Genomic DNA, 15119 nt, shown 5'->3' with positions numbered 1-15119 from the left:
CCAAGAATCCCCCTGGATGCGGCAAGCCCGAAAAAAAGCGCCGGATCCAGGGAATCAGGCGCTTATGGTGGCCTGGCGGACGAAGCGCCGCCAGACTGGGAAGTACGAACGGATAAAAAGGTCCCAGCGGAATCCTAACGCTGGCGGGCCAGCCGGTTGCCCTCGGCCGTGGCCGTGTTCAGGGCGGTGACGGCCGGCTCCTGGCCGTCCAGGGCCGAGGTCAGGATCTGCTGGAAGCGGGTGCGGATGGCGGGGTAGTTGTGGATGCGGAAGCCCTGCCCGGTCACGGCCGAACGCCCGGCATACACAGCGACCAGGTTGCGCCACTGGCCCAGGTCCTTGTAGTAGCTGGGAGGCGTGGTGTCGAAGGCCGCCTGGGTCAGGGGCAGATAGCCGGTCTGCTGGTACCAACTGGCCGCCTGTTCGGGTTGGGCCATCCAGCCCAGGAATGCCGCCGTGGCATCGGTGACGGGTTTGGAGGACTTCATGACCCACAAGCCCGCGCCGCTGACGAAGGGGTTGCCGGGGACCTTGGTGACTTCCGGGTAGTACGGCAGACCGGACACGGCGTAGTGCAGCTTGCGCTGGTCGTTGAATTCGCCGATATGTCCGGAACTGGACATCATCACCGCGCATTCGCCCTGGGCGAAACGGCTGACGGAACGCATGCCGGCGTCCGGGCGCACCATGATTTCGGAGCGCACCCAGCTGATCATCAGCGACAGGTGGCGCACATAGGTGACGTCAAAGGAAAAACTGGGCAGGCCCTTGGCCTTCAGGCCGTTGTCGGCGCTGGCGTACAACTGGTTGTTGACCGCCGCCAGGTTTTCCAGATTGATCGACACCGGCAGATCCGACGTCAACGGGCACTTGCGCGAGCCCTTGTTGGCCAGGCTGACCAATTGGCCCTGCAAGTCCATCCAGGTGCGTTGCGGCGTGGCCGGCACCAGGCCCGCCTTCTTGAAGGCATCCTGGTTGTAATACATGACCGGCACTTCCAGCATCGCCGGGAAAGCCATCAGGCGGCCCTTGGCGTCATGGATGAAGGCATTGTCGGAAGACACGAACCAGCGCACGTTTTTCAGCGGGCCGGTCTTTTCCAGGGCATACAGGGGCTGCACATACGGCCGCTGGGAAATGTCTTCCAGCGTGTGGCTGTCGCCGATCTGCGCCAGGGCCGGCAGGGATTTGGACTTGGCTGCGGCGTCCAGCGCCTGATTCAGGGCTTCGGGCGTGTCGAAAGTGCGCACCTTGACCTGAACGTCGGACTGGCTGCGGTTGTAGGCCTTGACCAGCGACTGGAACGCATCGGCATTATGCCCGGCCAGGCTGATCCAGACCGGCACGTCGGTGGCCGCCCAGGCCGGCGCCGCCACGACGGCGGCCGCCAGCACGCAGGCGACACGATACCCCGGACGCCCGGCGCCGGAACCAAAGGGGAAATTCATCATGAATCAATCCAAAAAAGGAAATCGAATGTCGGGCGTGCGCCCTGAAACCAGATCGGCCAGAACCCTGCCGGAGCCTGCCCCCATGGTCCAGCCCAAGCTGCCGTGGCCTGTGTTCAGATACAGGTTGCGGATGCGGGAGCGACCGATCAACGGCACATTGGAGGGTGTCGTCGGACGCAGGCCGGACCAGAACTGAACGTTATCAAAATCGAGCGCGCTTGGGAACAGGGATCGGGCATGCTGAACCAGCTGATTGCAACGTCCCGTATCCAGCGCGCGGGAATAACCGCCGATTTCCGCCGTCCCGGCCATGCGCAGGCGATCGCCCAGGCGAGAGGTCACGATCTTGGCCTCCTGGTCGACCAGGCTGACCATCGGCGCGGCGGCCGGATCGCGCAGGGGAAAAGTGGCGGAATAGCCCTTGGCCGGCCAGACGGGGCAGGAAATTCCCAGCGGGGCCAGCAGCATCGGGCTGAAGCTGCCCAGGGCCACGACATAGGCATCGGCATGCAAGGACCGGAAGAAGCCGTCGGGTTCGACCAGTTCAGCCACGGAAATGCGGCCATTGACCGGCACCAGGCGGTTGACCCGGGTATTGAAGCGAAACGCCACGCCGGCCGCCCGCGCCCGTTCGGCCAGCGCCCGGGTGAACAGGTGTACGTCGCCGGACTCGTCGTCCGCCGTGAAATCCCCGCCCACGATGGGATCGCGCGCCGCCGCCAACGCGGGCTCGATGCGCAGGACCTCGGCGGTGTCCACGATCCGGCGGTCCACGCCCAATTCCCGCATCAGGGCGGCGCTGCGCTGCGCGTGCTCGAATTCCCTCGGGTCACGATAGAACGCCAGGATGCCGCGCTCCAGGTGATCGTACTCGAGGCCCAGGCCGGTTCTCAGTTCACGCAAAGTCGCGCGGCTGTACTGCGCCAGAGCCACCATGGATCGCAGATTGGCTGCAAATCGCGGGGCGCGGCATTCGTTCAGGTAGCGAGCGCACCACAGCCACTGGCGGGGATTCAGTCGCAGACTGACGCGCAGCGGCGCATCCGCCCGGCCAATCCAGCGCAGGACTTTCTTCAAGGTGTGGACGCTGGCCCAGGGTTCGGCATAGCAGACGGAAATCTGCCCGCCATTGGCGCGGCTGGTTTCCAGCGCCGCCCCGGCGCGCCGGTCGATGACTTCGACTTCATGGCCGGCGCGCGCCAGCCACCAGGCGCTGGACACCCCGATGATGCCCGCGCCGAATACCGCGACTTTCATGCCTGGACCTCGGCCCGGTCGGCCTCGGACGTAAACGCGTCGGCATAGAACAGCTGGGATGGCAGGCCCCGTTGGTGCACGAAGTCGTGGCGGGCGGCCTCGACCATGGCCGGCGCCCCGCAGGCATACACCTGATGGCCGGACAGATCCGGGAAGTCGGCCAGGACGGCCTGATGGACCCAGCCGCTGCGCCCGGCCCAGGCGTCTTCAGGCAGCGCGTCGGACACCACCGGCACGAAACGGAAACCCGGCCATTGAGCCTGCCAGGCCTGCGCCAGATCAGCCTGATACAGATCGGAGGGCCGACGGCCGCCCCAATACAGCACGGCCGATCGCCGATCGCCGCGCATCAGCATGCCCTCGATCATGGCCTTGATCGGCGCAAAGCCCGTGCCGCTGGCCAGAAAAAGGATGGGTCGCTCATCGTCGCGCAGGAAGAACGACCCCAGGGGGCCTTCGATGCGCAGGATGTCGCGGGCCTTCAAGGGCTCGTCGCCCCGGCCGAACACCCGGTCGGTGAACAACCCCCCGGGCATGTGACGCACGTGCAGCTGGACCCGATGGTCCTGCGCCTGGGCGCACGCCATGGAGTAACTGCGCCGCCGGCCGTCCTTGAACAGGAATTCCAGGTATTGACCGGGCTGGAAGCGGAAGGCCTCGGCCGAGGGCAGCTGCAGAGTGATTTCGACGACATCGGCCGCCAGCGGGGCCAAGGCCTGGACACGCACCGGCATTTTGCGCACGACGATGTCGCCGCTCATGCGGACTTCATCAGCCTCGATCACCACGTCGGACGAAGGCCGCGCCTGGCACAGCAGGGTGTAACCCTGCGCCAGGTCGCCCGGCTCCAGGATGCGGGCAGGAGCGGGGCCGGCGTCAAAGCTGCCCGACACCACCCGCCCCCGGCAGGTGGAGCATGTGCCGTTGCGGCAGCTGTAGGGCAGGATCATGCCGGCGGCCAGGGCCGCATCCAGGATGGTCTGTCCCGGCTCGACCGCGAAATCCCGACCAGCAGGCTGTACCGAGACCTTGAAACTCATGACGGATTCCAGAAACGTGGGCAAACTACCATTTTAGCCCCGCGCGCGCAGGCCAACGGGGGGACGCCGGCCCTCAGCCGCTTCCCGCAGGGCGCCCCCAGGGCCGCCGCCGGGATTCCTCAGTTCCCCGCGCCCGGCCACAGGCTGGGCTGCTTGATTTTCACATCCAGCAGCTTGCCCTTGCGGGCGCGGCGTCCCGTGTACATGGCCAGGTCGTCCAGGGACAGGGTCAGTTCCGTGTCCCGGGCGCGATAGACACCGCGCAGCACGACCCCGGCCGGCCCCACGGCGGCCCATTGCGCCAGGCGGTCGTCGTCGTCCAGCCCCATCAGGATGGTGCCGCGCCCGCCGCCCGACAGCGTTTTCAATTCATCCAGCGCCACGACCAGGAACTTGCCCTTGCGGCTGAACAGGGCCAGGGCCTGGTCGTCGGATTTCAGCAGCAGGGGCTTGAGCAGCGCGTCGCCCTTGTCCACCGTGACGAACTGCTTGCCCGCATGCTGGCGGGTGGCCAGATCGCCGCCCGCCGCCATGAAGCCATAGCCAGAGGCCACCCCCAGCAGCAGGCGCTGCTCCGGCTGCGCGACCCACATATGGGCGATGCGGCTGCCCGGCTCCAGCGTCAGCATGGACGTGACCGGCTGCCCGTCGCCCCGCGCCGAAGGCAGGCTGGACACCGCCACGCTGTAGCTGCGTCCGGTGCTGGACAGCGCGGTCAGTTCCTGGGTGCTGCGGCATTCCACGGCGTCGTACAAGCTGTCGCCCGCTTTGAAGCTGAACTGCCCCACGTCATGGCCATGGCCCTGGCGCACCCGCAACCAGCCCTTTTGCGACATGATCACCGTGACGGGCTCATCCAGCACCTGGGCTTCCAGCACGGCCCGGTCGGCGGCCTCGATCAGGGTGCGGCGGTCGTCGCCATACTGCTTGGCATCCGCTTCGATCTCGCGGATCATCAGACGCCGGAAAGCGTCCGGATTGTCCAGCAGATGCTGCAGTTCCTGCTGTTCCCCGCGCTTCTTGTCCAGTTCCTGTTCGATGCGGATGCCCTCCAGGCGGGCCAGTTGCCGCAAGCGCATTTCCAGGATGTCGTCGGCCTGGCGTTCGGACAGCGAGAAGCGGTCCATCAGCGCGGCCCGGGGATCGTCGGCCTCGCGGATCGTGCGGATGACTTCGTCCACGTTCAGATAGACGACGCTGCGCCCTTCCAGGATGTGGATGCGGTCCAGCACCTTGTCCAGGCGGTGGCGCGTGCGCCGGGTCACGGTCCGCGCCCGGAACGCCAGCCAGGATTCCAGCACCTGGCGCAGACTGCGCTGGCCGGGCCGGCCGTCCGTGTCGATGCACACCAGATTCAGCGACACATTGCCTTCCAGGCCCGTGCGCACCAGCAGCAGATTGACGAATTCGTCGCGGTCGATGGCGCGGGATTTCGGCTCGAACACCAGGCGCACCGGCGCCTGCTTGCCCGACTCGTCACGCACCGCATCCAGCAGTCCCAGCACCAGCGCCTTGGCCTGCTGCTGTTCGGCCGAGAGCGATTTCTTGCCTGCGCGCGGCTTGGGGTTGGTCAGGTCCTCGATGGTTTCCAGGATCTTCTGGGCGGACGCGCCCGGCGGCAGCTCGGTGACGACCAGCTGCCACTGCCCCCGCGCCAGGTCTTCGAAATGCCAGCGGGCGCGGGCCTTCAGGGAACCCCGGCCGCTGGCGTAGATCTGCGCGATATCCTCGGGGGATGAAATGATCTGCCCGCCGCCGGGAAAATCCGGCCCTGGAATCATGGCGTACAGATCGGCGTCGGCCAACGCCGGCTTGCGCAGCAGCGCCACGCAGGCCTGGGCGATCTCGCGCAGATTGTGGGAAGGGATTTCCGTGGCCATGCCCACCGCGATGCCCGAAGCCCCGTTCAACAGCATGACGGGCAGGCGGGCGGGCAGGCAGACCGGCTCTTGCTGGCTGCCGTCGTAATTGGGCACGAAGTCCACCGTGCCCTCGTCCAGTTCATCGAGCAGCAAGCCGGAAAACGGCGTCAAGCGGGCTTCGGTATAGCGCATGGCGGCGGCATTGTCGCCGTCGCGCGAACCGAAATTTCCCTGGCCGTCGATCAGCGGATAGCGCAGCACGAAGTCCTGCGCCATGCGCACCATCGCGTCATAGGCGGCCTGGTCGCCATGCGGGTGATACTTGCCCAGCACGTCGCCCACGACACGGGCCGATTTCACAGGGCGCGACTGCGGCCCCAGGCCCATGGCGTCCATGGCGTACAGAATGCGCCGCTGCACGGGCTTTTGCCCGTCCGACACTTCCGGCAGGGCGCGACCGCGCACCACCGACACGGCATAGTCCAGATACGCCTGTTCGGCATAGCGTCCCAGCACCAGGCTTTCGTCATCCCCTGCCATCAGCAGATCCGGGGTATTGGCATCCATCGTCATTCCTTAAACGTCCACTTCGGCCAGATTGCCTTTTTCTTCCAGCCAGGTGCGCCGCTGGCCGGCCTCGCCGCGCGCCATCAGCATGTCGAACATGCGTTCCGACGACTTCAGGCCTTCGTCGCCATGACGCACCTGCGCCAAGCGGCGGGTATCCGGGTTCAAAGTCGTATCCCACAACTGTTCTGCATTCATTTCGCCCAGCCCCTTGAAGCGGCTGATGCGCCAGGCGCCCTCGCGCAGGCCCTCGCCGCGCAATTTTTCCTGCACGGCGTCCAGTTCGACCTGATCCAGGCAATACAGCTTGCGGGCCGGGCGTTTGCCGGCCGCCGGCACGTCCACCCGGAACAGCGGCGGGCGCGCGATGTAGACGTGGCCTTCCTCGATCAGGCGCGGGAAATGGCGCAGGAACAGGGTCAGCAGCAGGACCTGGATATGCGCGCCGTCGACGTCGGCGTCCGACAGGATGCAGATGCGGCCGTAGCGCAAACCCGACAGGTCCACGTCCTGCCCGACAGCATGCGGGTCCACGCCGATCGCCACCGAAATGTCGTGGATTTCATTGTTGGCGAACAAGCGGTCGCGTTCGACTTCCCAGGCGTTCAGAATCTTGCCGCGCAGGGGCAGGATCGCCTGGAATTCCTTGTCGCGCCCCATCTTGGCCGAACCGCCGGCCGAATCGCCCTCGACCAGGAAGACTTCAGTGCGACCGGCGTCCGAAGACTCGCAATCCGTCAATTTGCCGGGCAGCACGGCCACGCCCGAGCCCTTGCGCTTTTCGACCTTGCGGGCGGCGCGGCTGCGCGCCTGCGCCTGCCCGATCGCCAATTCGGCCAGGCGTTTGCCATATTCGACATTGGCATGCAGCCACAATTCCAGCGCGTTGCGCAGAAACCCGCCCACCAGGCGCACGGCATCGCGGCTGTTCAGTCGTTCCTTGATCTGGCCCTGGAACTGCGGGTCCAGCACCTTGGCCGAGAGAATGAAGCTGGCCCGCGCGAACACATCTTCCGGCAACAGGCGGATGCCCTTGGGCAGCAGATTATGCAATTCGGCGAAGGACTTCACGGCATTGAACAGGCCCTCGCGCAGGCCCGATTCGTGCGTGCCGCCCGCCGTGGTGGCGATCAGGTTGACATAGGATTCGCGCACCACTGCGCCTTCCTCGGTCCAGGCAACCACCCACTGGGCGCCCTCGCCCAAGGCATATTGCTCATCGTCGTCGGCGGCGTATTGCTGGCCGGCGAACAGGGGCACCAGCGCAGGGGTGTCGCCCAGGGCTTCAGTCAGATAGCCCTTCAGGCCGTCCTCGTAGTGCCACTCGCGCTGCTGGCCGGTCTTTTCGGTCGTCAGGGTGACGCGCGTGCCCGGCAACAGGACCGCCTTGCTGCGCAATGCGTGCTCCAGATCCCCCAGGGGGACCTGGGCGTGGTCGAAGTACCGGGCATCGGGCCAGGCCCGCACGCGAGTGCCCGAGCGGCGCTTGCCCACCGTGCCCACCTGCGCCAGGGGTTCGACCACATTGCCGTCGGCGAACACGATGCGGTATTCGCCGCCATCGCGCCAGACCGTGACTTCCAGCCGGGTCGACAAGGCATTGGTGACTGACACCCCGACCCCATGCAGGCCGCCGGAAAACGCATAGGCGCCGCCGTCGGCCTTGTTGAATTTGCCGCCCGCGTGCAGGCGGGTGAAGACCAGCTCCACCACGGGGGCGTGTTCCTCGGGGTGCTCGCCCACGGGAATGCCGCGCCCGTCGTCTTCCACCGACAGGCTGCCGTCGGCATGCAGCGTGACCGCGATGCGATGCCCGAACCCGGCCAGGGCTTCGTCGGCCGCATTGTCGATGACTTCCTGGATGATGTGCAGCGGATTATCGGTGCGCGTATACATCCCCGGGCGCTGGCGTACCGGTTCCAGCCCTTTCAGGACGCGAATCGAAGACTCGTCGTAGCGTGCTGTGCTCACTGTGGTGTCCGTTATTAGCAATCAAAAAGGCCACCATTTTACGAAGATAATGGTATGCTTAGCGACATCGGGCCCCACGCGCCCCGCTGCGCGACGGTATTTCATCCGGCCCCCTGCCTTCCTTTCCTAATATCTGCGCACACTAACCGCACTATGAGCGACTCCATCAAGCACGTAAGCGATGCGTCCTTCCAGGCCGACGTGCTCCAATCCGAATTGCCTGTCCTGGTCGACTATTGGGCCGAATGGTGCGGCCCCTGCAAAATGGTAGCCCCGCTGCTCGACGAAGCCGCCGCCAAATACCAGGGCCGCGTCACCATCGCCAAACTGAACGTGGACGAGAACCCCGACAGCGCCGCCAAATACGGCATTCGCGGTATTCCCACCCTGATGCTGTTCAAGGACGGCAAAGTCGCCACCACGAAGGTCGGCGCTCTGTCCCGCACCCAGCTTCAGGCTTTCCTCGACGAATCTCTCTGATTCTTTTCCGTCATCCACTGTGACGTGCGCGGACCCCGACCGGGCCCGCGCATGATCCGCCGATTCCTTCTTCTCTCCCTTCCCCATGCACCTGAACGAACTCAAAGCGCTGCACGTGTCGCAGCTGCTGGAAATGGCTGCCGAACTCGACATCGACAACGCCAACCGGCTGCGCAAGCAGGAACTGATGTTTGCCATCATGAAACGGCGCGCCAAACAGGGCGAACAGATCTTCGGCGACGGGGTCCTGGAAGTCCTGCCCGACGGCTTCGGCTTTCTGCGTTCGCCCGAAACGTCCTATCTGGCCAGTACCGACGACATCTACATTTCGCCGTCCCAGATCCGCCGCTTCAATCTGCACACGGGGGATTCCATCGAAGGCGAAGTCCGGATCCCGAAAGACGGCGAACGCTATTTCGCCCTGGTCAAGGTGGACAAGGTCAACGGCACGTTGCCCGAGACCATCAAGCACCGGATCATGTTCGAGAACCTGACGCCGCTGCACCCCGATGAACCGATGGTGCTGGAACGCGACATCAAGAGCAAGGAAAACATCACCGGTCGCATCATGGACATCTTTGCCCCGATCGGCAAAGGCCAGCGCGCCCTGATCGTCGCCAGCCCGAAATCCGGCAAGACCGTGATCATGCAGCACATCGCGCATGCCATCACGACGAACTATCCCGACGCGGTGATGATCGTGCTGCTGGTCGACGAGCGCCCGGAAGAAGTCACTGAAATGCAGCGCACCGTGCGCGGCGAAGTCGTGGCGTCGACCTTCGACGAACCCGCCACCCGCCACGTGCAGGTCGCCGAAATGGTCATCGAAAAGGCCAAGCGCCTGGTCGAGCTGAAAAAGGACGTGGTGATCCTGCTGGATTCAATCACCCGCCTGGCGCGCGCCTACAACACGGTGGTGCCGGCCTCCGGCAAGGTCCTGACCGGCGGCGTGGACGCCAACGCCCTGCAGCGCCCGAAGCGCTTTTTCGGCGCCGCCCGCAACCTGGAAGAAGGCGGCTCGCTCACCATCATCGGCACAGCCCTGATCGAAACCGGCAGCCGCATGGACGAAGTCATTTACGAAGAATTCAAGGGCACCGGTAATTCCGAAGTGCACCTCGAACGGCGATTGGCCGAAAAGCGCATCTATCCGGCCATCAACCTGAACAAATCCGGCACGCGTCGCGAAGAGCTCCTGATCAAACCCGAACTTTTACAAAAAGTCTGGGTGCTACGCAAGTTCATTCATGATATGGACGAGATCGACGCCATGGAATTCATCCTGGACAAAATCCGGGCCACCAAAAACAACGCCGAATTTTTTGACATGATGAAGAAATAAGCGAGCACCTTAATGAGTCTTCCTTCCGTCGATCAATTTCTAACCCAGCTGCAGGCACGCGACCCTCATCAGCCCGAATTCATGCAGGCCGTCAAAGAAGTCATGCACAGCCTGTGGCCCTTCATCCAGCAGAACCCGCGCTACGCCAGCCAGGCTCTGCTCGAACGCATCGTCGAGCCCGAACGCGCCTTTCAATTCCGCATCTGCTGGATGGACGACACCGGCCGCACCCGCGTCAATCGCGGCTTTCGCATCCAGCACAGCTCGGCCATCGGCCCCTATAAAGGCGGCATGCGCTTTCACCCCTCGGTGAACCTGTCGATCCTGAAATTCCTGGCCTTCGAACAGACCTTCAAGAACGCCCTGACCACCCTGCCCATGGGCAGCGGCAAAGGCGGCTCCGACTTCGACCCCAAGGGCAAGTCCGACGCCGAAGTCATGCGCTTCTGCCAGGCCCTGATCATCGAGCTCTACCGCCACCTGGGCCCGGACACCGATGTGCCGGCCGGAGATATCGGCGTGGGCGCCCGCGAGGTCGGCTTCATGGCCGGGATGATGAAAAAGCTGTCCAACCAGAGCGGCTGCGTCTTCACCGGCAAAGGCCTGGCCTTTGGCGGCAGCCTGATCCGCCCCGAGGCCACCGGCTACGGCACGGTCTATTTCGCGGAAGAAATGCTCAGGCACGCGGGCCAGTCCCTGGAAGGCTACACGGTGTCGGTGTCGGGCTCGGGCAACGTCGCCCAGTACGCCATCGAAAAATGCATGCAATTGGGCGCCCGGGTGATCACCGTGTCCGATTCACGCGGCTGCATCGTCGATCCGGCCGGCTTCACGCCTGAAAAGCTGGCGGCCCTGATCGAACTGAAAAACGAGAAGCGCGGCTGCATCGAGGAATACGCCAAGGAATTCGGCCTGACCTTCGAGGCCGGCAAACGCCCCTGGCACGTGCCGGTGGACGTGGCCCTGCCCTGCGCCACGCAGAACGAACTGGAAATCGAAGACGCCCGCACCCTGATCGCCAACGGCGTGCGCTGCGTGGCCGAAGGCGCCAACATGCCCTCCAGCATCGAGGCCATCGAAGCCTTCATCGCGGCCGGCGTCCTGTATGCGCCGGGCAAAGCCAGCAACGCGGGCGGCGTGGCGGTCTCGGGCCTGGAAATGAGCCAGAACGCCCAGCGGCTGCACTGGACGCGCGACGAGGTCGATGCCAAGCTGCATGCCATCATGCGCGACATTCACCAGAACTGCGTGCGCTACGGCAGCCATGACGGCAAGGTGAACTACCTGAATGGCGCCAACATCGCCGGCTTCGTCAAGGTCGCCGACGCCATGCTGGCCCAAGGGGTGTACTGATATGCCCCACCCACTGATGTTGCCGCATCCGTGAAAAAAGCTCCCTCGGGAGCTTTTTTCACGTCGGGCCGCAGACGCCAAATTCAAGTACGCGTATCAGTCGAACAGCGCACTAGCGGCCCGCCTCCGGGCCAGCCTCGTGCCCCGCCTGGGCCGTGCCGCTCACGGGCACCTCCTTGACCTTGGGATCATCCCAGGTCCCCGTGACCTGATAGCGCACCGTCATGGCCTTGGCCAGCGGCGTCTTCAGCAGCCACTGGGTGACGAAGGCCCCCAGGCCGACCAGGGGATTGATGGCGATGCCGGCGGCCAATGCGGCGCCGCTGACGTCCAGATTGGGCACCATGACCGCCTGCAGATCCAGGGTTTCGTTCAGGATATTGGTGCTGCCTTCCAGCAGGATCGTGCCCACGGAACCGATGACCTTGTAGTCATGGGCCTGGACGACCCCCTGGTTCAGGGTCAGCGACCCGCGCAGCTGATCGAAGGGGAAACCGTCCTTGGGCAGCCCCACCAGTCCCTGTTCCAGACGATTGAGGCGAGTGATCGACTGCAGCGACAGGACTTCCAGCAGCTTGGCCGTCTGCGAAGCGATCTTCAGGAAACGCCCCTTGTCCAGATCGATCTGCAGACTGCCCTGCAGATCCGCCTTGTCGTGACGCCAGGGCAGATTGCGCCAAGTGAAATCCCCCGCCAGCGTGCCCTGGCCGCCCGACAACACGCCCGGCCAGCCCGCGCGGGACAGCCAGGCCCCAAGGTTCTTGGCGGTCACGGTCGCCTTCAGGCTGAGCCCCCGATCCGGGCCACGCAAGCGCCAGGTGCCGCTGCCCTGCAGCCGGGCGTCATCGTCGCCCATGCGCAGATGGTTCAGTTGCCAGACGTGACGCGCGCTATCGCGCACCCCCTCCAGCGACAAGGCCCCCATGGAGCGGCCATACAGGCGCAGATCGTCGGCCTGAAGGATCAGGCCGGGGATTTCCAGATCATCATCAAAGCGGGCGTCATCGTCCGATTGCGCGTCAGGCAGCAGGGATTGCGTATCCCGGGAATCGTCACCCAGGCTGAGGCGGGCGAAGCGCCCCGACATCGGCCCTTGCACGCGGCCGTCCAGTTCCCGCCACTTCAAGGTGCCGGTCGTCTGCTTGGACCGCAGATTCAGGGACCAGCGCTCGTCGGGGGTGCGCGTCACGCGCAGCGCCGCCTGATCCAGGCGCGTGGCCTGCAGCCTCAACTGATCCGCCTGCACGCTGAGCAAGGACAGGTCCGGCCACAAGGGCCGCGAGGCCGCCGTCCGGGAAGCGGGCGCATGTCCGCGCCGGGGGATGGAGAATTCATCCACGATCCGGTTCCAACGGTCCAGATCGATCAGCGGATAGCGCAGCGCCAGCCGCAAGCCCGGCCCCCCATCGTCCGCCGCCTGCCCCAACCCGATCAACGCCTGTTCAAAATAGGGCCCCTGGCGCGTGCGCCGCACATGCCGCAGCCCTACCGTGACCATGTCGCCCAGGCGCGCATCCAGCACATCGGCCTGCGCATCCGCGTCCGTCCAGCGCACCTTCAGAGAGCGCGCCTGCTCGGCCGGCTTGGCCAGCGGCGCCGGAAAATCCAGGGCCAGGCCGCGCGTGTCCGAATCCAGGGTGAATACATAGGCCCGGCCCCGCCGCGCCAGTTGCGCCTGGTAGTTCAAGGCGCCCGACAGGCGGTTCATGCCGGGGACGCCGACGAAAGCCGCCAGCGCCTTGGCCGTCAGGCGACCCTGGAAGGACAGGCCCGCCGCCTGCGCATCCCCCAATTCCCCCCGCACCTGCACCGGCCCCCCCAGGATCCGGGCGGAAAGCGGCTGGGCGAGCCGCACGCCTTGTTCGCTGAAAAACACGCTGCCGTCCATCGCCTCGAAGGCCGGCGCCTGAGGCAGGAACTGCAGCCGGCCGTGCTGCAGGTCGACACGCCCCTGCACTTGGCTGTCATCGGTATTCAAGAGCGGAATGGTCAGGGACAGAGGCACCTGCCAATCCCCCCCCGCGCTGGCCTCGTCAAAGACGCCATCCAGCAGATGGGCCAGGGGCGACTGGCGGATCAAGGCCATATAGGCATCGCCATCGGCCGCGCTATGCCCCGAGACCCGCAAGGTGGCGTCATGCTCCAGGTCGGGGATTCTGGCTTGCACGCCGCTCAGGCGGATCTCCTGCCCCTGGACCGGCTCCATGCGGGCCGCAGAAGCCGTCAGGCGCAAATCCATGCGGTGCAGGTCGGCAGTCCCGACGACGTCCTGCAGCAATGGCCAGGATTGCTCTTTGGCCGCATCCGGCACGAATTCGATCCGGGCATCCCGGAAATCCCCCCTCACCTGGAAATCCCCGGCCTGCGGTTGATCGCCGAAGGGAAATTCGGCCAGATCCCCGCGCAGGAGCCAATGACCATCGAAGAGAGTGCCCGCCTGCAGGCCCTTGGCCAGCCATTCCCGGGCATCGGCATCGACCTCGCGGGGCAGGTAGCGATGGATGGCGTCCAGGCGGGCGCGGACGATCGTGCCCTGGAAATCGGCCGTCCCCGCCGGGCCGCCGCCATCCCAGCGGCCCGAGCCCTGCAGGTCGATATCGGCATTCCGCCAGACCAGCCGCTGCAGCTGCAGCGACCATTGCGCCGCATGCGCCACGCGGCCGCGCGCCGCTACCGTGCCAAACGCCAGCGGCGCATCGAACCACTGGGGCTGCTCCAGACGGACATCCCGGGTGCGCAGATCGAAGGCCAGGCCATCAGGGGCAGCGTCGCCCCGGGCCAGCGCCTGCCATTGATCCAGCCCCCCCTGCATCCAGAGTTCAGCCTCCGGCACCTGCACGCCGTCAGAATCCGAAGCCGCCCAGCGGACGGACTGCAGCCCCAGCAAGGCGGTCAATTCCGGCGCCCGCCGCCCGGGCTGCGCCCAGAACTGCGCATCCAGCCGCCCCTGTTCCAGGGCGCGCGGCAGTTCGATCCAGGGCCGCCAATCCCGGGCCCCGGCTCCGCCAAGCCGCAGCCAGCCCCGCCAGTCCAGCTTCTTTTGCCGCCCCTCCTGCGGCCCGACACCCGCCACCAAACTGGCATCCAGACGGGCGTCGCCCACCATCGGCGCCTGCGCCGACAAGGACAGGCCCCATTCATCGGTTCCCTGGCGGCGCAGGACCGCATGGACATTGCGCAGCGTCAGTTCCGGGGCCCCGCGCCGCTGGTCATGCCAGCGCAGCGTGGCATCTTGAAAGGAGATCAGGGGTTGATCCAGCACCCACTGCAACCAGGCGGGCATCGTGACCGAATCCGCCTGCTGATCCAGTTCCACCACCTGGCCCAACAGACTGAATTGCCCGTCGGGCAAGCGCGTCAGGCCCAGGTCCATGCCTTGCACCCGCAGGCGCAGCACCCCCTGGCGACCCGGCAGCAGCGCCGCCCAGTTCAAGCCCGCCCGAACGCTGGGCGCCGTCAGGAGCGCATGCCCTTGATCATCGGTCACCCGCACCTGGCTGAGATCGAACTGCGGGTTCCAGCCCCGCCAGGACACCCGGATCGAGCCCAGCGATACCTGCGCCCCGACCCTCTGCGACAGATGGGCGGCAATCTGCGGCCGCCAATCGTCCAGATGAGGCAGAATCAGGTAGCGTCCCGCCAGCAGCGTGACCCCCAGCCCGAAATACAGGCTGAGCAACACCGCGAGGACGCGCCGTGACCAGACAGAGGAAAGCTTTGATATGAATTGGCGCATGCCGGGTTTTGCAGTATGTTAAAGCCCCCTGCCAGCCCGGCTGCACCGGGCCCAGTTTCA

At 65.6% G+C, this 15119-nt stretch carries 9 protein-coding genes; 3 read left to right on the top strand and 6 right to left on the bottom strand.

Annotated elements, in window-relative coordinates:
* Window positions 1-134: 134 nt before the first annotated feature.
* The 5 genes from WBG56_RS01845 to WBG56_RS01825 form a co-directional block, all read right to left on the bottom strand.
* On the bottom strand, window positions 135-1451 hold the full coding sequence (locus tag WBG56_RS01845; protein WP_424264842.1) for an extracellular solute-binding protein: 1317 nt from the start codon (window positions 1449-1451) through the stop codon (window positions 135-137).
* A 3-nt stretch (window positions 1452-1454) separates the two neighbouring features.
* Window positions 1455-2708, bottom strand: coding sequence for a D-amino acid dehydrogenase (locus WBG56_RS01840; RefSeq protein ID WP_424264841.1), 1254 nt, complete (start codon window positions 2706-2708; stop codon window positions 1455-1457).
* Complete coding sequence (locus tag WBG56_RS01835; RefSeq protein WP_424264840.1) at window positions 2705-3748, bottom strand: CDP-6-deoxy-delta-3,4-glucoseen reductase; 1044 nt, start codon at window positions 3746-3748, stop codon at window positions 2705-2707. Before WBG56_RS01835 ends, WBG56_RS01840 begins: the two co-directional genes overlap by 4 nt.
* A 119-nt stretch (window positions 3749-3867) precedes the next feature.
* A complete protein-coding gene (parC, locus tag WBG56_RS01830) occupies window positions 3868-6177 on the bottom strand; it encodes a DNA topoisomerase IV subunit A (protein ID WP_424264839.1) in 2310 nt (769 codons plus the stop codon).
* 9 nt (window positions 6178-6186) lie between these two features.
* Entirely contained in the window at window positions 6187-8148 is a 1962-nt protein-coding gene (locus WBG56_RS01825) for a DNA topoisomerase IV subunit B (RefSeq protein ID WP_424264838.1), read from the bottom strand.
* 153 nt (window positions 8149-8301) lie between these two features.
* Here WBG56_RS01825 and trxA point away from each other — a divergent pair, with 153 nt between their 5' ends.
* The 3 genes from trxA to gdhA all read left to right on the top strand — a co-directional run bounded on the left by trxA (window position 8302) and on the right by gdhA (window position 11323).
* Complete coding sequence (gene trxA, locus WBG56_RS01820; RefSeq protein ID WP_322998635.1) at window positions 8302-8628, top strand: thioredoxin TrxA; 327 nt, start codon at window positions 8302-8304, stop codon at window positions 8626-8628.
* Window positions 8629-8713: 85 nt separating this feature from the next.
* Window positions 8714-9970 (top strand): transcription termination factor Rho, encoded by a 1257-nt coding sequence (gene rho, locus WBG56_RS01815; protein ID WP_424264837.1) that lies wholly within the window; start codon window positions 8714-8716, stop codon window positions 9968-9970.
* A 12-nt stretch (window positions 9971-9982) separates the two neighbouring features.
* Window positions 9983-11323 carry an NADP-specific glutamate dehydrogenase gene (gene gdhA / locus WBG56_RS01810; protein ID WP_424264836.1) on the top strand — a complete coding sequence of 447 codons (1341 nt, stop codon included), beginning with the start codon at window positions 9983-9985 and terminating at the stop codon, window positions 11321-11323.
* Window positions 11324-11435: 112 nt separating this feature from the next.
* Here gdhA and WBG56_RS01805 read toward each other — a convergent pair whose 3' ends face one another.
* Entirely contained in the window at window positions 11436-15059 is a 3624-nt protein-coding gene (locus tag WBG56_RS01805) for a YhdP family protein (RefSeq protein ID WP_424264835.1), read from the bottom strand.
* Between the last annotated feature and the right edge of the window lie 60 nt (window positions 15060-15119).

Origin of the sequence: Castellaniella sp. (assembly GCF_049671645.1) — a bacterium.
Lineage (GTDB): Bacteria > Pseudomonadota > Gammaproteobacteria > Burkholderiales > Burkholderiaceae_B > Castellaniella.
The sequence above is the reverse complement of the archived record's forward strand: the minus strand, read 5'-3'. Positions and strand labels throughout refer to the sequence as shown.